Source organism: Sandaracinus amylolyticus (assembly GCF_021631985.1).
GTDB lineage: Bacteria > Myxococcota_A > Polyangia > Polyangiales > Sandaracinaceae > Sandaracinus > Sandaracinus amylolyticus_A.
Genome location: NZ_CP070225.1, coordinates 2,975,782 through 2,996,198, shown reverse-complemented (window position 1 = coordinate 2,996,198; position 20,417 = coordinate 2,975,782). Strand labels below are relative to the sequence as shown.

General features: G+C 72.2%; 23 protein-coding genes. 13 read left to right on the top strand and 10 right to left on the bottom strand.

What is annotated here, in order from left to right; all coding sequences use genetic code 11:
• The first annotated feature begins 14 nt into the window (after window positions 1–14).
• Window positions 15–1,226, top strand: a complete 1,212-nt coding sequence (locus I5071_RS12365) for a serine/threonine-protein kinase (protein WP_236605637.1) — start codon at window positions 15–17, stop codon at window positions 1,224–1,226.
• On the opposite strand, the gene I5071_RS12360 is transcribed toward I5071_RS12365, so the two are convergent.
• Together I5071_RS12360 and I5071_RS12355 are read right to left on the bottom strand one after the other, a co-directional pair.
• Window positions 1,223–1,723: a septal ring lytic transglycosylase RlpA family protein gene (locus tag I5071_RS12360; RefSeq protein WP_419249633.1), complete on the bottom strand. Its 501-nt coding sequence runs from the start codon at window positions 1,721–1,723 to the stop codon at window positions 1,223–1,225. The two genes, I5071_RS12365 and I5071_RS12360, sit on opposite strands and share 4 nt — an antisense overlap.
• Window positions 1,674–3,374, bottom strand: coding sequence for a multiheme c-type cytochrome (locus I5071_RS12355; RefSeq protein ID WP_236605635.1), 1,701 nt, complete (start codon window positions 3,372–3,374; stop codon window positions 1,674–1,676). The genes I5071_RS12360 and I5071_RS12355 overlap by 50 nt, the downstream gene beginning before the upstream one ends.
• 152 nt (window positions 3,375–3,526) lie before the next feature.
• Here I5071_RS12355 and rpsP point away from each other — a divergent pair, with 152 nt between their 5' ends.
• The 5 genes from rpsP to I5071_RS12330 are packed head-to-tail and all read left to right on the top strand — an operon-like array spanning window position 3,527 to window position 5,930.
• On the top strand, window positions 3,527–3,781 hold the full coding sequence (rpsP, locus tag I5071_RS12350; protein WP_236605634.1) for a 30S ribosomal protein S16: 255 nt from the start codon (window positions 3,527–3,529) through the stop codon (window positions 3,779–3,781).
• Between the two features lie 14 nt (window positions 3,782–3,795).
• Entirely contained in the window at window positions 3,796–4,041 is a 246-nt protein-coding gene (locus I5071_RS12345) for a KH domain-containing protein (RefSeq protein ID WP_053233989.1), read from the top strand.
• Between the two features lie 13 nt (window positions 4,042–4,054).
• Window positions 4,055–4,600, top strand: a complete 546-nt coding sequence (gene rimM / locus I5071_RS12340; RefSeq protein WP_236605633.1) for a ribosome maturation factor RimM — start codon at window positions 4,055–4,057, stop codon at window positions 4,598–4,600.
• Window positions 4,597–5,364, top strand: coding sequence for a tRNA (guanosine(37)-N1)-methyltransferase TrmD (gene trmD, locus I5071_RS12335; RefSeq protein WP_236605632.1), 768 nt, complete (start codon window positions 4,597–4,599; stop codon window positions 5,362–5,364). The genes rimM and trmD overlap by 4 nt, the downstream gene beginning before the upstream one ends.
• A complete protein-coding gene (locus I5071_RS12330) occupies window positions 5,361–5,930 on the top strand; it encodes an RNA methyltransferase (protein WP_236605631.1) in 570 nt (189 codons plus the stop codon). The genes trmD and I5071_RS12330 overlap by 4 nt, the downstream gene beginning before the upstream one ends.
• On the opposite strand, the gene I5071_RS12325 is transcribed toward I5071_RS12330, so the two are convergent.
• Window positions 5,931–6,410, bottom strand: coding sequence for a peroxiredoxin (locus I5071_RS12325; protein ID WP_236605630.1), 480 nt, complete (start codon window positions 6,408–6,410; stop codon window positions 5,931–5,933).
• Window positions 6,411–6,491: 81 nt separating this feature from the next.
• Here I5071_RS12325 and rplS point away from each other — a divergent pair, with 81 nt between their 5' ends.
• Complete coding sequence (gene rplS, locus I5071_RS12320) at window positions 6,492–6,872, top strand: 50S ribosomal protein L19 (protein ID WP_236605629.1); 381 nt, start codon at window positions 6,492–6,494, stop codon at window positions 6,870–6,872.
• A 552-nt stretch (window positions 6,873–7,424) separates the two neighbouring features.
• Here the strand turns inward: rplS and I5071_RS12315 are convergent.
• Genes I5071_RS12315 through I5071_RS12290 form a run of 6 tightly spaced genes read right to left on the bottom strand, consistent with a single transcriptional unit; the run spans window position 7,425 to window position 11,317 of the window.
• Window positions 7,425–7,928 (bottom strand): Mov34/MPN/PAD-1 family protein, encoded by a 504-nt coding sequence (locus I5071_RS12315; protein WP_236605628.1) that lies wholly within the window; start codon window positions 7,926–7,928, stop codon window positions 7,425–7,427.
• Entirely contained in the window at window positions 7,918–8,850 is a 933-nt protein-coding gene (locus tag I5071_RS12310) for a PLP-dependent cysteine synthase family protein (protein ID WP_236605627.1), read from the bottom strand. Before I5071_RS12310 ends, I5071_RS12315 begins: the two co-directional genes overlap by 11 nt.
• A 6-nt stretch (window positions 8,851–8,856) precedes the next feature.
• Window positions 8,857–9,129: a ubiquitin-like small modifier protein 1 gene (locus I5071_RS12305; protein WP_236605626.1), complete on the bottom strand. Its 273-nt coding sequence runs from the start codon at window positions 9,127–9,129 to the stop codon at window positions 8,857–8,859.
• 43 nt (window positions 9,130–9,172) lie between these two features.
• The gene (locus tag I5071_RS12300) at window positions 9,173–9,886 is read right to left on the bottom strand and encodes a HesA/MoeB/ThiF family protein (protein ID WP_236605625.1); all 714 of its coding nucleotides are present in this window, start codon (window positions 9,884–9,886) and stop codon (window positions 9,173–9,175) included.
• Window positions 9,887–9,896: 10 nt separating this feature from the next.
• Window positions 9,897–10,856 (bottom strand): cysteine synthase A, encoded by a 960-nt coding sequence (gene cysK / locus I5071_RS12295; protein WP_236605624.1) that lies wholly within the window; start codon window positions 10,854–10,856, stop codon window positions 9,897–9,899.
• On the bottom strand, window positions 10,856–11,317 hold the full coding sequence (locus tag I5071_RS12290; RefSeq protein WP_053234008.1) for an RrF2 family transcriptional regulator: 462 nt from the start codon (window positions 11,315–11,317) through the stop codon (window positions 10,856–10,858). The genes cysK and I5071_RS12290 overlap by 1 nt, the downstream gene beginning before the upstream one ends.
• Before the next feature lie 202 nt (window positions 11,318–11,519).
• Here I5071_RS12290 and I5071_RS12285 point away from each other — a divergent pair, with 202 nt between their 5' ends.
• The 6 genes from I5071_RS12285 (at window position 11,520) to I5071_RS12260 (ending at window position 19,099) form a co-directional block, all read left to right on the top strand.
• On the top strand, window positions 11,520–13,289 hold the full coding sequence (locus tag I5071_RS12285; protein WP_236605623.1) for a serine/threonine protein kinase: 1,770 nt from the start codon (window positions 11,520–11,522) through the stop codon (window positions 13,287–13,289).
• 100 nt (window positions 13,290–13,389) lie between these two features.
• Window positions 13,390–14,391 carry a HEAT repeat domain-containing protein gene (locus tag I5071_RS12280; RefSeq protein ID WP_236605622.1) on the top strand — a complete coding sequence of 334 codons (1,002 nt, stop codon included), beginning with the start codon at window positions 13,390–13,392 and terminating at the stop codon, window positions 14,389–14,391.
• A 70-nt stretch (window positions 14,392–14,461) separates the two neighbouring features.
• Complete coding sequence (locus I5071_RS12275) at window positions 14,462–14,980, top strand: hypothetical protein (protein WP_236605621.1); 519 nt, start codon at window positions 14,462–14,464, stop codon at window positions 14,978–14,980.
• On the top strand, window positions 14,977–16,659 hold the full coding sequence (locus I5071_RS12270) for a hypothetical protein (RefSeq protein WP_236605620.1): 1,683 nt from the start codon (window positions 14,977–14,979) through the stop codon (window positions 16,657–16,659). The genes I5071_RS12275 and I5071_RS12270 overlap by 4 nt, the downstream gene beginning before the upstream one ends.
• Entirely contained in the window at window positions 16,656–17,885 is a 1,230-nt protein-coding gene (locus tag I5071_RS12265; protein WP_236605619.1) for a hypothetical protein, read from the top strand. The genes I5071_RS12270 and I5071_RS12265 overlap by 4 nt, the downstream gene beginning before the upstream one ends.
• The gene (locus I5071_RS12260) at window positions 17,882–19,099 is read left to right on the top strand and encodes a hypothetical protein (protein ID WP_236605618.1); all 1,218 of its coding nucleotides are present in this window, start codon (window positions 17,882–17,884) and stop codon (window positions 19,097–19,099) included. Before I5071_RS12265 ends, I5071_RS12260 begins: the two co-directional genes overlap by 4 nt.
• On the opposite strand, the gene I5071_RS12255 is transcribed toward I5071_RS12260, so the two are convergent.
• Entirely contained in the window at window positions 19,100–20,098 is a 999-nt protein-coding gene (locus I5071_RS12255; protein ID WP_236605617.1) for a D-alanine--D-alanine ligase, read from the bottom strand.
• Between the last annotated feature and the right edge of the window lie 319 nt (window positions 20,099–20,417).

The window sequence follows — 20,417 nt, the reverse complement described above, 5'->3', positions numbered from 1 at the left end:
CAGACTCGGGCCCGGTGAGCGATCTCGAGGGCCTGGAGCACGAGGATCTGCCGCGTCCCGGCCAGCGAGTCGGCGGACGCTACGTGATCGCGCGCGTGCTCGGCTCGGGCGCGACCGGCGTGGTGTACGAGGCCGCGCACGAGCTCACCGGCAAGCGCGTCGCGATCAAGTGGCTGCGCCCCGATCTCGCATCGAGCGAGTCGCTCACCGCGCGCTTCCTGCGCGAGGCGCGCGCCGCGGCGGAGATCGATCATCCGAACGTCGTCGCGGTGTTCGACGCGGGACGCGAGCGCGGGACGCTCTTCCTCGTGATGGAGCTGCTGAGCGGCGAGCCGCTCACCGCGTTCCTCGCGCGCGGCCCCCATCGCGTCGAGAGCGTGATCGCGACGCTGATGCCCGCGCTGCGCGGCGTGGCGGCGGCGCACGAGCGCGGGATCATCCATCGCGATCTGAAGCCCGACAACGTGTTCCTCGCGGCGCCGCGACGCGGATGGCCGGGCGGCGCGAAGGTGCTCGACTTCGGGATCTCGAAGCTCAAGCAGCCGGTCGACGGGCGCGAGCTCACGCACGCCGGGGTGTTCCTCGGCAGCCCGCTCTACATGGCGCCCGAGCAGATCCTCGAGCCGGGCAAGGTCGACGCGCGCGGCGACGTCTACTCGATCGGTGTGATGCTCTACGAGGGCATCGCGGGGAGGGTGCCCTTCGAGGCGGAGACGCTTCCCGATCTCTTCCGGCTCGTGATGCACGAGACGCCCGCGCCGCTGCGCGGTGTGCGTCCCGACGTGCCCGCGCAGCTCGATGCACTGGTGCGCGCCGCGCTCAGCCGCGATCGCGCGATGCGCCCCGACTCGGTCGCCACGCTGGCGCGCGCGCTCGAGCCCTTCGCGGGCGGCGTGCGCTTCGATCCGAGCGAGCACGACGAGCTCGACGTCGCGCCGCTCGACGGAGGGCGCACCGAGATCGTGAGCGCGATCGAAGCGCCTGCGCCGCGCCCCGCGAGCGACCTCGACTACTCGTCGGAGATCACCACGCAGCCGGCGATCTCGCTCGCGGAGATCCAGACCGCGATCCACGCCGGCTCCACGCTCTCGAGCCGCACCAGCGCGCCGCCCGGGCCGAAGCCGTGGCTCGATCGGGTCCCCGAGCCGCTGCGCACGCTGCCGATGATCGTCGCGCTCGCGCTCGTGGTCTTCCTGATGGGCCTGCTGATCGGGCTCGTGATCTAACGCTCGCCGAGCTCGAGCACCTCGGCGCGCACCCGCACCACGCCGCGCTCGATCATGCCGAGCTCCTCCGCGGCTGCGCGCGAGAGATCGAGCAAGCGCCGGCGACGACCGAAGGGGCCACGATCGTTCACCCGCACGATCACCGAGCGTCCGGTGTCGATGCGCACGATGCGGAGCACGGTGCCGAACGGCAGATCGCGATTCGCCGCAGTGTACTCGGTCGGATCGTACGGCTCGCCGCTCGCGGTCGATCGGCCTGCGAGCGAGTCGTGGTAGTAGCTCGCCGCGCCCACCATCGAGCGCAGCGCGCGACGATCCGAGTACGCCGCGCGCCAGTCGCTCACGGGGAGCACGACCGGCGTCGCGCTGCTCGTCGTGGCGCGCGATCGTGGCGCGCCTCCGCACCCCGCGATCACGATCGCGATCACGACGAGCGCGACGCGCACGTCAGCTGCCCTCCGCAGCCGCGCCCTGCGCCGACGCCGAGGGCATGCCATGCCCGGGCGCCATCATCATCCGACGGTACGTCGGGTAGTGGAACCGGTCGCTGTGCTCGGTGTTGTGGCAGCGCACGCAGACCTCCTCCGGCGCGTCGAGCCGCACGTTCACGTGCGCGCCCTGCGGATCCGCAACGTGCTGCGAGCCCGGCCCGTGGCAGTTCTCGCAGCCCACGTCCTGCAGCGGGCCCACGTGCGCCACCGTCGATCCGCCGGGCTGGTTGTACCCGGTCACGTGGCAGCCGACGCAGCTGAGGTTGTACTCCTTGTGACGCTCCTGGAGCGTCCGGTACGCCTGCCCGTGCATCGTGGTGCGCCACCACGCGAGCTCCTCCGCGTGACAGCTGCCGCACGCCTGGGTGCCCACGTAGCTCGGCTGCCCTTCGGGCGCGGGGCGCGGCACGAGCGAGGCGAACGCCTCGCGGTTGTGATCGTTCACGCGCCGGAAGTAACGATCGAGCACGCCGGTCGTCGCGGCATCGCGCTCGGCCTCGGGCGCGAGCTCGACGAAGCGCGCGGCGAACGCGGGCGTCTGGATCTCCGGCGCGCGCGTGACCGCACGGATGCGCTCCTCGAGCTCCGCGAGGCGCGCGCGCTGCTGCACCACGTCGGCCTCCGACACGTTCGGATCGCGCTCCCACTCACCGATGCGCGTGCGCAGCGTGTCCGCTTCCTCGCGCAGCCGATCGCGCTCCGCGGTGCGCGTCCACGTGCTCGCGTCCATCCACTGCCCGCGCTCCCCGCGCGCGAGATCGACGACGAGCAGACCCTGACCGTGGTGCGACGCGTGGAGGATCGTCGCGCCACCGGTGTCGGCCGGCAGGTGCGGCTCCGCGGTGTCGAGCCCCGCCTGCACCACGAAGTCGATGCCCTCGACGTCGCTCGCGATGCGACGCACCGTGCGCCGCGGCGCGCGCGCCAGCACGAGCACCAGCTGCGCGCCCTCGCTGCGCAGCGCCGCGACCTCGCGACGCGCGACCTCCATCAGATCGGTCTCGCTCGCGATCACGCCCGCGACGTCGGTCATCTCGGAGAGCCCGACGATCCCGACGCGCACGCCTCCGACCTCGCGCATCACGCGCGCCTCGAGGGTCCGCGGCTCGGGCGCCGGTGCGCTCGGCTCCCCAGCACCGCGCGCGATCCGCACGCCGGCCGCGAGCAGCGGGAACGACGCGCGCTCGGCGAGCGCGTCGAAGGTCGTCGCACCGAAGCGCAGATCGAGCGGACCGGGCACCGCGGCCGCGAGCTGAAGCCCGCCGAGCACGTCGGCCATCGTCTCCGCCTTCCAGATCTCCTGCGTCGCCGCCTCGGCGCCCTCGACTCCGTGCGAGGTCCCGTCGAAGAAGAGATCACCCGCCGCGAGGAAGAGCGTCGGCACGTCCCCGCTGCGCTGCGCACGCACCGCCGCCGCGAGGCGATCGATCCCGCCGAGCGGCCGGCTCGTGCACCCGCAGGGCTCGAGGTAGCCCATCATGTCGGTCACCACGAGCAGCCGAAGATCGGTGCGCGGCAGCCGGGCTTCGGCGACCTCGGGCGCGCTCGGGGTGGTCTCGCGCGTGCCCCCGGAGCACGATGCGCCCGCGAGCGTGAGGGCGATCAGCGAGACGAGACCGACGAGCATCGCGCGGCGAGAGCCGGAGGCAATCGACATCGCGCCCCGTTCTAGCGCCTGGCCACCGCGCTGACCACCGTGCTCACGGGCCCGTCCTTGACGCTCCGAGGAGCCTCCGCTAGCTTTCGCGACCCTTTCGGCGCCCGTCCTGGGCGCTTCTGCGTTCTACGCTCTGTTCTCGAGGCATATCGATGGTCACGATCCGGCTCGCTCGCTTCGGCACCAAGAAGCGCCCCTACTACCACGTCGTCGTCACGGACTCGGAGAACCCGCGTGACGGGCGCTTCCTCGAGCAGATCGGCACGTACGATCCGGCCAAGCCGATCGAGACCGCGCGCATCGACCTCAGCCGCGTGGACCACTGGGTCGGCGTGGGCGCGCAGACCTCGACGCGCGTTCGCCACGTGCTGAACGACTACCGCCGCGCGACCCAGGCGATCGCCTGAGCGCTTCGTCGTCCATGGACGAGCCGAAGCTCGAAGAGCTCCTGACGTTCATCGCGCGCAACCTCGTCGACGAGCCCGACGAGGTGCGCGTGCAAGCGGTCGACGGCGATCGCGCGACCGTCTACGAGCTCTCGGTCGCCGAGGACGATCTCGGCAAGGTGATCGGCAAGGACGGGCGCACCGCGCGTGCGATCCGTACGCTGCTCGCCGCGACGTCCGCGCGCCTGCGCAAGCGCGCGATCCTCGAGATCCTCGAGTAACGAGGCGACCACCGTGGGGCGCGACCTGCGGGCCGAGAGCGACGACGTCGTCGTCCTCGGCGCGATCACGCGACCGCACGGTGTGCGCGGCGAAGTCCGCGTCCACCGATTCAACCCCGACTCGCCGCTCCTGCTCGAGCTGGAGCGCGTCGTCGTGCGCGCGAAGTCCGGCGATCGCGAGCACGCCGTGCTCGAAAGCAAGCGCAGCGGCGACGCCGACGTGCTGCGGCTCGAGGGCGTGACGACGGTCGAGCAGGCCGAGGCGCTGCGAGGCGCGGAGATCGCCGCGCGTCGCGCGTGGATGCCCGAGCCCGACGAGGACGAGGTCTACCACGTCGATCTGATCGGCCTCCGCGTCGTCGAAGACGGAGTGGAGCTCGGCGTCGTCGACGAAGTGCTCTCGTACCCGAGCGTCGACTGCCTGCGGGTGCCGACCGCGCGCGGGGTCATCGAGATCCCGCTCATCGAGCCCTACGTGATCGACGTGGACGTCGAGGGCGGTCGCATCGAGGTCGCGCACACCGCGGACTTCGAGCCCGTCGATCCCGCCGCAGGATGAAGATGCGCTTCTACGTCGTCACCGTGCTGCCCGAGATGCTCGACTCGTTCGTGCGCACCGGGCTCGTGGGCAAGGCGGTCGAGTCGGGCGCGCTCGAGATCCATCCGATCACGCCGCGCGAGTTCACGAAGGATCGCCACCGCACCGTGGACGACGCGCCCTACGGCGGCGGCAGCGGCATGGTCATGATGCCGGGCCCGCTGGTCGACGCGATGGACTCCGCCGAAGCACGCGAGAGCGCGCGCGAGGACGGTGGGGCGCGACCGCTGCGGATCCTCCTCACGCCGCAGGGCGAGCCCTTCACCCAGCGCATCGCGCGGGAGCTCGCGAGCACGCAGAAGGCGCTCACGCTCGTGTGCGGCCGCTACGAGGGCGTCGACGAGCGCGCACGCATCCGCTGCGATCGCGAGATCTCGCTCGGCGACTTCGTGCTGATGGGCGGCGAGGTCGGCGCGATGGTCATCGTCGAGGCGGTCGGGCGTCTGCTCCCGGGCGTGCTCGGCAACCCCGAGTCGACGCACGAGGAGTCCCACGCGCAGGGGCGCATCGAGTACCCGCACTACACGCGGCCCGCGGAGTTCCGCGGCGAGAAGGTGCCCGACGTGCTGCTCAGCGGGCACCACGCGCAGGTCGCGAAGTGGCGCAAGAAGGAGTCGCTGCGCCGCACCCTCGCGCGACGTCCCGATCTCCTCGAGACGTTCCCGCCCGACGCGGAGGAGCAGAAGCTCCTCGACGCGATCCGCCGCGAAGGAGAGGGCGCGTGAAGGCGCGCGTGCACTGCGCGCTGGTGCATCACCCGGTGCGCGATCGCGCAGGGCACCCGATCGCGTCGGCGATCACCAACGTCGACGTGCACGATCTCGCGCGCAGCGCGCGCACGTTCGGGCTCGCCGGCTACTGGGTCGTCTCGCCGATCGCGGCGCAGCGCCTGCTCGTCGAGCGCATCCTCGATCACTGGGCCAACGGCGCGGGCGCGCGTCGGGTCCCGGAGCGCACGCGCGCGCTGTCGATCTGCGCGCCGATCGAGAGCGTCGATGCCGCGATCGCCGCGATCGCCGAGCGCGAGGGCAGCGCGCCCGCGCTCTGGGTGACCGCCGCGAAGGCGCCGCCCGGCAAGACGCTCACGTCGTGGGCCGACGGCCGCGCGCTGCTCGAGACGTCCGCGCGGCCCGTGCTGATCCTCTTCGGCACCGCGCACGGGCTGCACTCGACGCTGATGGATCGCGCCGACGTGGTGCTCGCGCCGATCCAGCCGGGCTCGGACTACAACCACCTCTCGGTGCGCGCCGCGGCCGCGATCACCTTCGATCGCCTGCTCGGCGATCGCTGATCAGCGCCCGGCGGACGCGCTGGTCTCGCCCTGCAGGCGCGTGAGGAGATCCTTCACGTCGGTCACGTGGCGCGACATCGAGATCTCGTGGTGGAACGCGCCGCGGATCTTCCCGTCGCGCCCGATCACGAAGGTCACGCGCCGCGCGCCGAGCCCGAGCGGGCGCACGATCGCGTAGTCGCGCGCGAGCTTCCGATCGGGATCGGAGAGCAGCGAGAAGGGCAGCTGGTACCGCTCGGCGAAGCGCTTGTGGCTCTCGCCGCTGTCCGCGCTCACGCCGACGATCGTGGCGCCTTGCCCCTGCAGATCTTCGAACGCGTCGCGGAACATGCACGCCTCGCGGGTGCAGCCGGGCGTGAAGTCCTTCGGGTAGAAGTAGAGAACGACCGGGCCTTTCGCGAGGAGATCCTCGGAGCGCACCTCGTTGCCGTTCTGATCGCGTCCGAAGAACGCGGGGGCTTGCTGTCCGATCTCGAGCATGGTGTGGCTGTCTTGGGCTCTCGCGATTGACTGAGCAAGGACGCGATGCTAGTCACTGCGCCCCTTCGAGAGTCGTCCGACATGTCCAATACCGTTCCGAAGATCACCGCGATCGCGGCCGCGTTCCAGCGGCAGCTCCCGACCTTCCGCGCCGGCGACCAGGTGCGCGTTCACTACCGCATCCGCGAGGGCGAGAAGGAGCGCGTCCAGGTCTTCCAGGGCGTCGTCATCCGCAAGAACGGCGGCGGCATCGGCGCGACGTTCACCGTCCGCAAGGTCAGCTTCGGCGTCGGCGTGGAGCGCATCTTCCCGCAGCACTCGCCGCGCATCGAGAAGCTCGAGATCGTGAGCCGTGGCGCGGTCCGCCGCAGCCGCCTCTACTACCTGCGTGAGCTCGAGGGCAAGGCCGCCCGCCTCAAGCAGAGCCGCAACGTCGAGCAGGACTCGGCGCCCCAGAGCTGATCCCTTCGAGGGATCGCAGTCCCGCCGCAAGGCGAGATGAGCCCGCCTCCCGAAGGGAGCGCGGGCTCGATGCGTTTGGGCCCACGCCGCGCGAGTCTCCGGGGACGTCCCAGGAGCCGTCGCGCCGGACCGCTTCCTCGGCGCCGAGAACGCGATTTCGCGCCGCCAACTCGCCTCCAGCGCGCCCAGAAGGCGATTGGGAATCCCCCACACGCAGTCAGAGCGGAATTGAAGCGGTTGGGAGCCGGAGAATTGGCTCTAGTGGCCACTGGACGCGATTCGGCGGCCTAGAACCGCGTCCAGCGCGCGCTGGACGCGATCGGGCGCCGCTAAATCGCGTTCTGCGGCCGAAATCGGGACTCGACAGGAGTGCTCGCGAAGCAGCCGGCGGACGGGAGTGCCCGTCTCGGGCACGGACGGGAGCTGGCTGCGCAGCGAGCCGTTGAAATCGGGACTCGACAGGAGTGCTCGCGAAGCAGCCGGCGGACGGGAGTGCCCGTCTCGGGCACGGACGGGAGCTGGCTGCGCAGCGAGCCGTTGAACTCGCGCGATTCAGCCTTCGACGGTGCGGATCGGCGCTTCCCGGAACTCGTTCGTGCCCGGGACGTGCACCCAGAGCTGATGTCCCTTGGGCTCGCCCTCGATCACGCTCACGACGACGAACGCGCACGGCCACATCAGCGCGCCTTCCGACGCGAACGTCGCCGCGTCCTCGGCGCTGAAGTACGAGCCCGCGTCGCAGTGCGAGTGGTAGATGACCTTGATCGGCCTGCCGCTCGCCTCGCCGCGCTCGAACGCGCGCGCCGCGCGCAGCTCGTGGATCTTGAAGTACGTGCGCGCCGTGCGCGGGAAGCGCTCGGGGTCGAGGCGATGGTACTTGTCCGCCTCGTTCACCTCGCGCACCGCCTCGTCGCAGCGCGCGACGTCGTCCGCCGGGCCCGACACGAACCCGCAGCACTCGCTCGGGTACGTCTCCTTCGCGTGCGCGTAGATCGCGTCGATCGCGCTCTTCGTGATCGCGAGATCACCCTCGATCCACGGCTTCTCACCACTCATAGCGCTTCTCCCATCGCATCGGCGCGAAGTAGCGATCGCCGCGATCGCACGCGACGGTGACGACGCACCCGCGCTCGATGCGCTTCGCGAGCTGGATCGCGCCCCACACGTTGCCGCCCGTCGAGTGCCCGACGTGCAGGCCCTCCTCGCGCGCGATGCGGTCCGCCATGTCCCAGCCCTCTTCGGTCGGGACCGGCAGGATCTCGTCGAAGATCGTCGGGTCGTAGATCGGCGGGACGATCGAGCTGCCCATGTGCTTGAGCCCCTCGAGCCCGTGCATCGCCTCGGCGGGCTCGAGCGCGACGCACTGGATTGCGCTCGAGCGCTCCTTCAGGCGGCGCGTGGTGCCCATCATCGTGCCCGTCGTGCCGAGCCCCGCGCAGAAGTGCGTGAGGCGATCGCCGACCTGCTCGAGGATCTCGCGCCCCGTGCCGAGGTAGTGCGCGCGCGGGTTCGACGCGTTCGAGTACTGATCCGGATAGAAGTAACGATCGGGATTCTCGTCCACGATCGTCTTCACGAGGCGGATCGCGCCGTCCGAGCCCTCCATCGGATCGCTGTGGATCAGCTCGGTGCCGAACGCGCGCGTGATGTCCTTGCGCGCCTGCGACACGTTGCTCGGCATCACGAGCTGCACGCGGATGCCGAGCGCCGCGCCGAAGAGCGAGTACGCGACGCCCGTGTTCCCGCTCGTGCTGTCGATCAGGATCTTGTCGCTGGTGAGGCGACCACTCGCGATCGCATCGCGGATCATCTGCAGGGCAGGGCGATCCTTCACCGAGCCGCCCGGGTTGCAGTACTCGAGCTTCAGCCAGAGCTCGACGCCCGGGCACTCCTTCGCCTCGAGGTGACGCAGCCGCACGAGCGGCGTGTTGCCGACCGCCTCGGTGACGTCAGCGATGCGACGCGCTCGTGCGAGCATCGACGATCACCCGCCGGCGATCGCGGGGATGATCTCGACCGAGTCCCCGGCGCGCACCGCGCTGTCGAGGCCGTCGAGGAAGCGGATGTCCTCTTCGTTGAGGAACACGTTCACGAAGCGGCGCACGCCCTTCTCGTCGCAGACGCGATCCTTGAGGCCGGGGTACTGCGCCTCGAGGTGATCGATGACCGCGCGCACCGTCGTGCCCTCGGCCTTGACCTCGTCCTGACCGCCGGTGAGGGTGCGGAGCGGGGTGGGGATGCGGACCTTGATCGTCATGGCTCTCTTCTCCTGAACGGCTCTGTCTTCCGAGCAGAACGGGTCACGTCGCGCATGCACGCGCGGCGTAGCGGTCTTCGTCGAGCGCGCGGATGGTCGCGCGCTCTCCACACAGCGGGCAGCTCGCGCGCGACTTCACGCGGCTGGTGCGGGCGCTCGCGGTGCGAACGTCGAAGCGATGGAGCACGCCCGCGGCCTCGCGGCGTCCCTCGAGGATCTGGACCGCGAGCGCGGCCTCGAGCGCGCCGATGATGCCGACCGCGGGGCCGATCACGCCGGCCTCGGCGCAGGTCTCGACGTCGGTGTCGCGCGGCACGTCCTCGAAGACGCAGCGCAGGCACGCGCTCTCGAAGGGCGTGCTCGCCATCGCCCAGCCCGCCCAGCGCACCACGCCGCCGTGCACGACCGGGGTGCGCGCGAGCGCCGCGGCGTCGGCCGCGAGGAACTTCGACTCGTGGCGATCGGTGCCTTCGATCACGACGTCGTGGGCGCGCGAGAGCGCCTCGGCGTTGGTCACGTCGACGCGATCGATCACGCCGCGTGCGGTGATCGCGCCGCCGGAGATCGCGTGCATCTTCTCGGCAGCGCGCTCCGCCTTCGGATGCCCGACGTCGCGATCGTCGAAGAGCACCTGGCGATGCAGGTTGCTGCGCTCGACGCGATCGGGATCGACGAACGTCACGTCGAGCTCGATCCCGCTGCGCGCGAGCGCGATCCCCGCCGCGCATCCGAGCCCGCCGGCGCCGATCACGAGCACGCTGTGCTTCTCACTCCGCAAAGTGCGCCTCGAGCGAGAAGTAGCGCTCGCCGGTGTCGCAGAGGATCGTGATCACGTTCGGCTCGCGATCACGCACGACACCGCGGAGCTCCTCGGCGACGTCGATCGCGACCGCGACGTTCGCGCCCGCGCTGATGCCGACGAGCAGGCCTTCTTCGCGCGCGAGGCGGAGCTTGGTGTCCCATGCGACGCGATCCTCGACGCCGCGGATCTCGTCGACGACGCTGCCGTCGAAGTTACCGGGCACGAACCCCGCGCCGATCCCCTGGATCTTCGAGGGGCCGGCGACACCCCCGCGCAGCACCGGGCTCGCCTCGGGCTCGACCGCGATCACGCGCACGTCGGGCCAGCGCTGCTTCAGCACGCGCCCCACGCCGCTCACGGTGCCGCCGGTGCCGACTGCCGCGACCAGCGCGTCGACCGGCTCGTCGCCCATCGCGCGCAGGATCTCGTCGGCGGTCGAGTGCTCGTGGATCGCGGGGTTCGCGGGGTTGTCGAACTGCGAGGGCATGAACGCGCCGCGCTCGGCCGCGATGCGCTCGGCCTCCGCGATCGCGCCTTCCATCACGCGCTCGGGCTCGGTGAGCACGATCTGCGCGCCGTACGACTTGAGCAGCTGGCGCCGCTCGAGCGACATGCTCGCGGGCATCGTGAGCACGAGGCGATAGCCCTTCGTCGCGCACACGAGCGCGAGCCCGATGCCGGTGTTGCCGCTCGTCGGCTCGACCACCGTGTCGCCGGGACGCAGCCGTCCTTCGCGCTCGGCGCGCTCGATCATCGCGAGGCAGATGCGATCCTTCACCGAGCCGCCGGGGTTCAGGTGCTCGCACTTCGCCCAGACGTTCCCGCCGCGCGTGATGCGTCGCAGCCGGACCATCGGGGTCTCGCCGATCAGGTCGAGCACCGAGTCGACGACCGGTGCCACCTCGCGCGCGCCTCGCCGCTCCATCAGATCACGTAGACGTAGCGGCTCGGCGGACGGCGGCGATACCCCAGCGCCTCGCCGCGCTCGCAGAGATCCTCGATCGTGACGTCGTCGAAGCACGCCTCGATGCGCTTGCTGACCTCGGCGAACGCCTCCTCGGTCACCTGGCGGCTCGTCGCGTCGCCTTCCTGCGCGCTCGCGTCGTCCTTCGGCGCCGACACCGCGATCGGGCCCTCGAGGGCGCGCACGATGTCGCCGAGGCGGATCTCCGCGGGTGCCTTCGCGAGCTGGTATCCGCCGCGCGGACCACGGCGCGACGCGACCAGACCGGCGCGCTTGAGGTCTTGGAAGATCTGCTCGAGGAAGCGGGGCGGGATCGCCTGGCGCTCCGCGATCTCCTTGATCTGCGTGGCGCGCCCCTCGTTGTGGAAGGCGATGTCGAAGATCGCGCGGACGCCGTAACGGCCCTTGTTCGACAGCTTCACCGCCGCTCCTTGTGGGAATCGGAGCTCCGAACCGCGCACTTTCACGCGAGAAACGCGGAGCCAAGAGACGGTTTTGGATTCCCCCATCGGCGTTGTCAAGAATCTCCCGCGCAGAGATTGCCCACGCGCGCCGGGAGAATGTACCCTGACCTCCCGGCGACGGTTTCCGGACCTCAGGAGTCGCCGGCCGAGGGAGAGCGGCGTGAGGATCTGCGAGCTCTGCGGCGCTCGATACCGCGGCACGCCCACGACGTGCCCGCTGGACGGCGGCCGTCTCCTCGAGCTGCCCGATCCGCTGCTCGGCCGGACGATCGTCGGGCGCTATCTCGTGGTCGAGAAGATCGGCTCGGGCGGGATGGGCGTGGTCTATCGCGCCCGCGATGCCTCGAGCGGCGGCGACGTCGCGCTGAAGTTCCTGCTGCCCGATCTCTCGGCGGAGGTCACGAACCGACAGCGCTTCCTCCGCGAGGCGAAGGCCGCGAACCGGATCGATCACGAGAACATCATCGACGTGATGGACTTCGGGGAGACGGATGGGCACGTCTTCCTCGTGATGGAGTTCCTCCAGGGCATCGCGCTCGCGGAGGAGGTCACACGCGGGCCGCTCGGCGTGGCGCGATCGATCGACATCGCGATGCAGTGCGCGAGCGCGCTGGCGCGGGCGCACGAGCTCGACGTGGTGCACCGCGACATCAAGCCCGAGAACATCTATCTCGTCGGCGACGGGACGCGGCGCGACTTCGTGAAGCTGCTCGACTTCGGGCTCGCGCACATGAAGGGCGAGCTGCGGCTCACCGCGAGCGGCGCGGTGTTCGGCACGCCCGAGTACATGGCGCCCGAGCAGGCGCGCGGCGCGCCGCTGACCGGGCTCGCCGATCTCTACGCGCTCGGCTGCGTGCTCTTCGAGATGCTGACGGGCACGCCGCCCTTCAAGGGCACGACGCCCGATCTGATCCTGAAGCACATGCGCGAGCCCGCGCCGCTGCCCTCGACGCGCGCGCCGGGCGTTCCGCCCGAGCTCGACGCGGTCGTCGCGAAGCTGCTCGACAAGCAGCCGCAACGACGCCATCGCGACGCGTACCACCTGCTCGAGGACTTGCGTCGCATCGCGGATCGACTGCCTGCGCCGCGCGCCGCGTCGCCCGCGAACGACACGCTGATCAACCGCGAGCCCACGGCGCGCGCGCCCTCGCTCTCCCTGCCCGCCGACTCGGTGGCCTCGGTGCTCCCCGGCACGTGGGAGCAGCGGGTCGCGGTGTTCCGTCAGCTGGTCGCGCGCGCGTACCCCGGACACACCGAGCCCGAGTGGATCGTGCCGTCGATCGACGCGCTCCAGGATCGCATCGCGCAGGTGCGCGCGCTCGAGCGCGAGCTGCTCGGCGTGACCGAGCAGGCGAAGGAGCGCGAAGCGGCGACGCGCGCGACGCGTCTTCGCATGGGGCGCGCGATCGACGAGCTCGGTCGCGACGAGTCGCGCACGCTGGGCAAGCTCGACGAGCTCGCGTCGACGCTGTCGGACGCGCGGCGTCGCATCGGCGACGTCGAGCCCCAGCTCGCGCGCACGATGCGTGGGCTGCACACGCTGGGCGCGACGGTGTCACGCGAGAGCGCGTCCACGCTTCGTGAGGTCGGCGCGATCGCGGCGCAGTGGATCGAGATCGATGCGCAGGTGACGACGGCGCTGCGCGAGATCGCGGTGTGCGAGCGCGAGCGGGACGATCTGCGCTTCCAGATCTCGCAGCTCAAGGGACGGCTCGGCACGTCGGGCGCGGAGCTCGAGATCGAGCTGGGCGCGATCCGCGAGCGCGCGGCGCAGCTCGGCGCGGAGCGCGAGGCGACGGTCGACGATCTGCAGGAGCGCGCCCTCGTGCTGCTGCGGCACTTCGCTGCGTTCCCCGAGCTCCAGGAGGCGGTGCGCTCGGCGTCGTTCTCTCCCGACACGCGCGAGAGGCTCGCTCCCGCTCGTCGGTGAATCACCCAAGGCGCGGCGGCGTCTGTGGTACCATCGCCCTGGGGACGCCGCTCGAGCCGAGCGCTCGTCGATGCACCGCGTCCCGGCGATGGGGGACACGATGCTTTCGAACACGATGCTCTCGTCGCGCGAGGTGGGGTCGCGACCCACCGAGCGCCGTGGGACGCCCGGGACGTGGGCGCGGCGTCTCGTGATCGCGGCCGCGTTGTGCGTGGGCGTCCCGTCCGCGGTCGTCGCGACGATCGCGGTCGCGCCCTCGGTCGCGCATGCGCAGAGCATGAGCGACGAGGAGTACCAGAGCGCCATGAACCAGCTGCGGACCGGGACGCCCGAGGAGCGGGCGTCGGCGGCCGACGTGCTGGGGCGCCGGGCGTATCGGCAGCGCGAGCAGATCTCGCCGGTGCTCCGCGAGATGATTCGGAACGACACCGACTGGCGCGTGCGCGCCTCCGCGGGGCGCGCGCTGGGTCGGCTCGGGACGCGCGATGCGGTGCCCGATCTCGTGCGTGCGCTGCGTGATCCGGTCGTCGACGTGCGCGTCGTCGCGGCGGCGGCGATCTGGCGCCTGCCCGATCCCGCGGCGGTGCCGGCGCTGATCGAGCTGCTCGGCGATGCCGATGGCTCGGCGCGGCAGTGGGCGGCGCTCGCGCTCGGCGTGATCCGCGACACGCGCGCGACGCCGGCGCTGATCCGGCTGCTCGGCGATCCCGAGAAGAGCGTGCGGCTCGACGTCATCCGGTCGCTCGGGCGCATCCGCGACGCAGCGTCGTTGCAGCCGCTCGAGGCGTACGTCCGCGACGACACGCACGATCTCGACGAGCGCATCGAGGCGGTCTCGTCGCTCGCCGCGCTGCAGGGCCCGGAGAAGGTGGACGCGCTGGTGCGGCTGCTCGAGCACCCGTCGCGCGACGTGCGGCAGCGGGTGATCGAGTCGCTCGGTCAGGTCGGCGATGCGCTCGTCGTGCCCTCGCTGCGCCGTCGTCGTGGGTCCGAGGTCGGCGCGATGCGCAACTCGATCGATCAGGCGATCACGGCGATCGAGCAGCGCGGGCGCGGGGGGAGCTCCGGCGGCGGTACCCCGCTCCAGCTGCCTCCCGGCTGATCCTCTGCTGCCCGCGCATGGGTGTGCTAACCCCGTGCGCGGTATGCGCGCAGAGGCGAGGATCGCCGCGATGGTGCTCGCGCTCGTCGGCTGTGGGACGAGCACCGCGGCGCCCGATGCGGGCGTCGAAGCGCCGCCGCGCGCCGCAGAGTTCCGATCGCCCCGCGTCGACACGATGCTGGAGGCGGCGTCGCGGGTGATCCGCACGCGCGGGTTCACGACCGAGGGCGACACGGCGCGCGGGTTCCTGCTCGAGCAGGCGACCGAGGTGCGATCGACCTCGATGCGCACCGGCAGCTGCTACGTCGCGCTGGGCGTGGGATCGAGCGCGATGCGCGAGCTCGATCTGCGCGTGTTCGACGGGGATGGCGCCGAGGTCGCGCGCGATGCGGAGCAGGGACCGATCGCGGCGCTACGCTTCTGCCCCGCGCAGAACGGGACGTACTTCGTCGCGGCCCGCGCGTCGGCGGGCAGCGGGCTCTACGCGACGCGCACGTTCCGGGGGCCCACCGGCATCGCGTTCCGGGTCGACGACGTGCTGCGCGCGGTCGCGCCCTCGGTCGCGCCGGCGGAGCGGGATCCCGGGTGAGCCGCACCAGGATCGTCGCGCTCGGGATGCTCGCGTGCGCGGCGATCGCGTGCGAGGAGCCGCAGCACGAGGAGGCGCCGATCGTCGGCAGCCTGCCGCGCGCCGAGGGGCCGCTCGACGCGCTCAGCCGGCGCCACGCGCGCCTGCGCGAGCGAATGGTCGCGCGTGGGTACGAGGAGCGACCGCCGACGGCGCGCGTGTTCGTCATCGAGGATCGCGGGGTCGTGCTCCCGCTCGATCTCGAGGTCGGCAGCTGCACGACGTTCGTCGGGCTCGCGAGCAGCGCGCTGCGCGATCTGCGTCTGACGCTCTACGATCGCGAGGGCGAGGAGGCCGCGCTCGACGACGTGCCGGGCGAGGGCGGGCTGGTGCACGTATGCCCGGATCGCGAGCCCGGAGGGGGGCGCGACGCACCGTTCTACCTCGCGATCGAAGCGCGCGACGGGACGGGCTCGGTGTCGATCGCGGAGATGCACAGCCGCGTCGGCGAGGGCGACGGATTCGAGGGGCTCTTCGACGACGTGCTCGCGCCGCGTGTGCCGTTCCCCGACGTCGAGGCGCGGCTCGCGGAGACGCGCAGCGCGCTGCGGGCGCGCGGGCTCTCGCCGGCCGAGGCGCCGCGCGTGGAGTGGGTCGGGGAGGGCGGCGCGCTGCGGATGCCGATGCGCTTCGAGGGCGGGCAGTGTTACGTCGCGACGGCGCGTGGCGGCGCGGGGACGCGCGATGTCGATCTCTTCTTGTTCGATCCCGGCGGCGTGGAGGTCGGGCGCGATCTCGGGACCGATGCGGAGCCGACGGTCGAGCACTGCCCCGAGGCGTCGGGGCTCTTCATCGTCGAGGCGCGCGCGTTCGAGGGCGAGGGGGCGATCGGCGTGATGGTGCTCGCCGCGCCCGCGGCGGGGTTCGCGCGGCAGGAGCCCGAGGAGATCGCGGGCGCGCTCGACGCGGAGCGCAGCGAGGCAGCGGCGCCCGACGTGGCGCTCGGCGTGCTCGCGGCGGAGCTCGCGGCGCGAGGGTTCTCGGCGCCGGTATTCGCGAGCCGCGATGCGTCGATCGCGCCGGGCGAGACGCGGATGCACGAGGTCGTCGCCGGGCCGGGGTGCGCGCTGATCGTCGCATCGGCGTCGCACGCGGGCATGGACGTGGACCTGTATCTCGCGGACGCGACGGGGCGCGAGCTCGACGCGGACACGGCGATGCACGCGACCGCGCGCGTGCGCGCGTGCCGGGCCGAGGCGACGGTGCTGCGGGTCGCGGTGAAGGCCTACGGTCGCGATGGTCGGTACGCGCTCGCGGTGCTCGGTGCGCCGGCGGCGATCACCGGAGTGCAGGGGCTGCGGCTCGAGGAAGCGACCGCGGGCCCGCGGGCCCGCGGGTACCTCGAGCTCGAGCGCTTCGCCGCGACGCTCGGGGACTCCACGCCGTTCTCGCGCGACGTGCTCATCCCCGCCGGTCGTTGCATCGCGATCGCGGCGGCGGGCGCCGAGGGCGTGAACGACGTCGACCTCTTCCTGCGCGATCCCACGGGCGCGCTGGTCGCGAGCGAGGCCGGGCCGTCGTCGCACGCGACCGTCTCGCGGTGCGCGGGTGAGCTCGACACGCCGCTGCGCCTCGAGGCGATCGCGGGCGAAGGTGGCGGCGAGGTGCAGTTCGCGATCCTCGTGGGCGGCGCGCCGTGAGGGTCGCGATCGTGATCCTGGTCGCGATGTCGATCGCGACGCAGGCGCGGGCGCAGGACATCGACGCGTGTGAGCGCGCGGCGCGCGCGCGGCTGTCGGTGGGGGCGAGCGCACGCGCGTTCCTGCTCGAGCGCCAGAGCCACGTCGTCGAGCATCGGCTCGCGCGCGACGGGTGCGTCGCGTTCCTGGCGTTCGGGAGCGCGGGCGTGCGCGACGTGGATCTGCTCGCGCACACGACCGCGGGCGACGTGATCGAAGAAGACGTCGAGCCGCGCGCGTGGGGATGGGTGCGCGCGTGCGGCGAGGCCGGGCTCGTCGTGGCGGCGGTGGTGCACGTGCATGCCGGGCGCGGCGAGGTGCGCGTGCTCGCGATCGACGACGCGCCCGAGCGCGCGCCGGAGCTGGGGCGCGAGGTGGGCGCCTGTTTCGCGCGATCCGCAGGTCGGGGACGACCGCTGACCGATGCGGGCGAAACGCCCGCGATGCGCTCGCTCGACCGGGCGATCGAGGACGCCGATGCGCGCGCCGGCGGCTGGCGCACGGTGGGACAGCCGATGCGCGGCTGGCTCGATCCCGGCGCGACCGAGCTGCATCGCGTGGCGATCGAGCGCGAGGGTTGTCATCGCATCGACGCGATCGCGGGGCCCGAGGTGCGCGCGCTGGCGCTGGTGGTGATCGGTGCCGACGGGCGCGAGATCGCGCGCGATGATCGCAGGCGACGCGATGCGAGCGTGGTGCTCTGTCCGGACGCGCCGGGAGGGGTCGTGGTGCAGGTCCACGCGCGGGCGGGCACGGGCGCGTACGCGCTGCGACACCGGGTGCTCGACGGAGAGGTCCTCGACGCGGCGCGGGTCGATGCGCGCGCGTCGGTCGAGAGCGCCGAGCTCGGGGCGATGCTGCGGGATCGCGGGATGGTGGCGCGCGCGATCGCGTGGGGCATCGCCGACGGGCGCGGAGCGCAGGCGTTCGACGTCGAGGTCGGGGCGGGCTGCGTCGCGATCGCGGCGCTGCGATCGCGCGAGCTCGAGGGTGGCGATCTCGACGTGCGCGTCGCGGACGAGCAAGCGCGGCTCGTGGGCTGGGACGAGGGCGCGCCGTCGGTCGATCGCGGCGCGATCCCGGTGGTGTGGTCGTGCGCCCAGGAAGCACGGACGCTGCGCGTCGAAGTGCGCGCGCAGGACGCGACGGGACGCTTCCTCCTCGTGACGGGTGAGGTGACGCCGTGAGGCGGGCGCTCGTGATCGCGATGCTGGTGATCGGATGCGGCGAGCCGGCGAGCGTGGAGCGCGCCGAGGCGACGACGACCACCACCGGCGCCGAGGAGCTCCCGGGCCCGGCGTGGTCGCGCGATCCGGACCCCCTCGCGGTGCGCGCCCGTGCGCTCGCGGCGCGCCTCGAGCCCTACGAGGCGCTGCCCTCGACCACGATCGAGTCGCGCTTCTTCCTCGCGGCGCGCGGCACCCGCGCGCTCGAGCTCGAGCTGCCCGCGGGCACGTGCGCGGTCCTCGCCACCTTGGCCTCGAGCGGGATGCGCGATCTCGACGCGCGTCTCTTCACGCCCGAGGGCGCGCTGATCACCGAGGACGTCGCGCCCGATTCCCACCCCGCGATCGTCTTCTGCGCGACCGAGCACGCGTCCTCGCGCGCGTGGCTCGTGCTCGATGCGTACGACGGCTCGGGCGCGGTGCTCGTCGCATCGCTCGCGATCCCGAGCGACGCGCTGCACGTCGTCGCGCGCGAGCTCGGAGGCACGCCGGGGATCGCCCGCGATGGCGAGGCCCGCAGCGAGCTCGAGATCGCGCTGCTCCGCCGCGGCCTCGAGATCACCGCCGCACCGCTCGAGGTGACGCTCGCGCGCGACCAGCGCGTTCGCGTTCCCCTGCGTGCTCGCGCCGGACGTTGTTACGCGGTGATCGCGACGCCGCGCGCCCCGCTCGCGAGCGTCGCGATGCGGCTCCTCGATCTCGCCGGTCGCCCGCTCGCCGACGCCGACGCATCGGAGAACGTGCTCCAGCGCTGCGAGACCGAGGACGTCGAGCGCGCGATCGAGCTCTGGAGCGGCGACGCCGAGGGCGTCGTCTCGATCACCATCGCCGAGGGCGACGACGATCGACTCGGAGGCTCGGCCGGGCTGTGGCTCGGCGGGGTCCCGCGCGATGCGATCGCCGCGAGCGGAGGGCGTCGCGTGGCCCGCGGGACGCTCGCGCGCGGCGAGGTCGCGGCGCATCGGGTGCGCGTCCCGCGCGGCTGCGTGGAGCTCGTCGCGCGACCCGAGGCGGGCACCATCGCGCGCCTCGCCCTCGACGTGCGCGACGTCGCGCGCACCGAGTCGCGCTCGCCGACCGTCGAGCGCTGCGGCGATCCCGCGACGCTCGACGTGACGATCACTGCGCTCGGCGGTGCGGGCGACTACGCGGTCGACCTCCGACCGCGCGAGTGATCACTCCGCGGCGACGACCGCCGCGCTCGACCCGATCGCGCTCTCCTCGTCGCGCTCCGCGTCCGAAGGCGCGCCGAGCGCCGCGCGCGAGAGGAGCGCCTCGCAGAGATCGCCGAACTCGTAGCCTGCGCCCGCCGCGATCTTCGGCAGGAGCGAGGTCGGCGTCATGCCCGGGATGGTGTTCACCTCGAGCACGTACTCGTTCTCCCCCTCGGTCACGAGGAGATCGACGCCGGTCGCGCCCTCGCAGCCGAGCGCACGGTGCGCGCGCTCCGCGAGCGTGAGCACGCCCTTGTAGCGGGTCGGCGCGAGGCGCGCGGGGAAGTGGTACTCGCTGCGGCCCTTCGAGTACTTGCTGCGGTAGTCGTAGAACTCGCCCTTCGGCACGATCTCGATCGCACCGAGCGCGCGACCGTCGAGCACCGCGACGCGCACTTCCTTGCCCGCGACGAAGCGCTCCACGAGGATCGACCGGTCGTAACGAGCGGCATCCTCACAGCGCGCCCGCAGCTCGGCCATGTCGTTCGCCTTGCCCGCACCCACGCTCGACCCGGAGCGACGCGGCTTCACGAACACCGGGAAGCCGAACGAACCGTGCAGCTCCTCGAGCCGGTCGAGCTGATCCGACTCCGCCACGTAGTACGGCGGCGTCGGCACGTTGTAGAGGCGGAAGAGCTCCTTGCTCTTCAGCTTGTCCATCGCGAGCGCGCTCGCGAGCACGCCGGACCCCGTGTACGGGATCCCCATCATCTCCAGCATCCCCTGGATGCAGCCGTCCTCGCCGTACGTGCCGTGCAGCGCGAGGAACGCGACGTCGATCGGGGTCTGGCGCAGCACGCGGTCCACGTCGCGATCGACGATCACGCGCACCACGTCGTGTCCGCGCTCCTCGAGCGCCTTCGCGATCGCCTCGCCGGTCGCGAGCGAGATGTCGCGCTCGGCGCCGAGACCGCCCATCAGCACACCGACGCGCCCGAACTGCTTGCCACCGCTCTTCATACGCCGAGCTCCTCCGTGCGAGGCGCGACCGTCCGCGATGGACGAGCCGGGCCCGTTCGCGGCGCTGGGCCGCGCGGGATGGTGTCGCAGACCTCGCGCCACCCGCCGAGATCTGCAGGAATCGAAGCGAAACCGGGGTTCCGGGGGTCTCGCTCCCGCGTCCGAGGGGACACGCGATCGAAGCCCGATGCCCACCCCTTACGCGTCCCGATCGACACCGTCAAAAAACCTGCACTCGTGCACTGCTTGCTGGTTCGCGGACTGACCGCCGCGAATTGGAAGCGGGCGTTGGTATCAGACCCGACGAATCCCGGCAACG

Coding starts and splice junctions, on each gene's coding strand:
- I5071_RS12275 (WP_236605621.1), top strand. CDS start 14,462: ATGGTGCTCGCGCTCGTCGGCTGTGGGACGAGCACCGCGGCGCCCGAT.
- I5071_RS12345 (WP_053233989.1), top strand. CDS start 3,796: ATGGACGAGCCGAAGCTCGAAGAGCTCCTGACGTTCATCGCGCGCAAC.
- I5071_RS12360 (WP_419249633.1), bottom strand. CDS start 1,723: ATGGCATGCCCTCGGCGTCGGCGCAGGGCGCGGCTGCGGAGGGCAGCT.
- I5071_RS12305 (WP_236605626.1), bottom strand. CDS start 9,129: ATGACGATCAAGGTCCGCATCCCCACCCCGCTCCGCACCCTCACCGGC.
- rpsP (WP_236605634.1), top strand. CDS start 3,527: ATGGTCACGATCCGGCTCGCTCGCTTCGGCACCAAGAAGCGCCCCTAC.
- rplS (WP_236605629.1), top strand. CDS start 6,492: ATGTCCAATACCGTTCCGAAGATCACCGCGATCGCGGCCGCGTTCCAG.
- trmD (WP_236605632.1), top strand. CDS start 4,597: ATGAAGATGCGCTTCTACGTCGTCACCGTGCTGCCCGAGATGCTCGAC.
- I5071_RS12315 (WP_236605628.1), bottom strand. CDS start 7,928: ATGAGTGGTGAGAAGCCGTGGATCGAGGGTGATCTCGCGATCACGAAG.
- I5071_RS12255 (WP_236605617.1), bottom strand. CDS start 20,098: ATGAAGAGCGGTGGCAAGCAGTTCGGGCGCGTCGGTGTGCTGATGGGC.
- I5071_RS12355 (WP_236605635.1), bottom strand. CDS start 3,374: ATGTCGATTGCCTCCGGCTCTCGCCGCGCGATGCTCGTCGGTCTCGTC.
- cysK (WP_236605624.1), bottom strand. CDS start 10,856: ATGGAGCGGCGAGGCGCGCGCGAGGTGGCACCGGTCGTCGACTCGGTG.
- I5071_RS12310 (WP_236605627.1), bottom strand. CDS start 8,850: ATGCTCGCACGAGCGCGTCGCATCGCTGACGTCACCGAGGCGGTCGGC.
- I5071_RS12280 (WP_236605622.1), top strand. CDS start 13,390: ATGCTTTCGAACACGATGCTCTCGTCGCGCGAGGTGGGGTCGCGACCC.
- I5071_RS12325 (WP_236605630.1), bottom strand. CDS start 6,410: ATGCTCGAGATCGGACAGCAAGCCCCCGCGTTCTTCGGACGCGATCAG.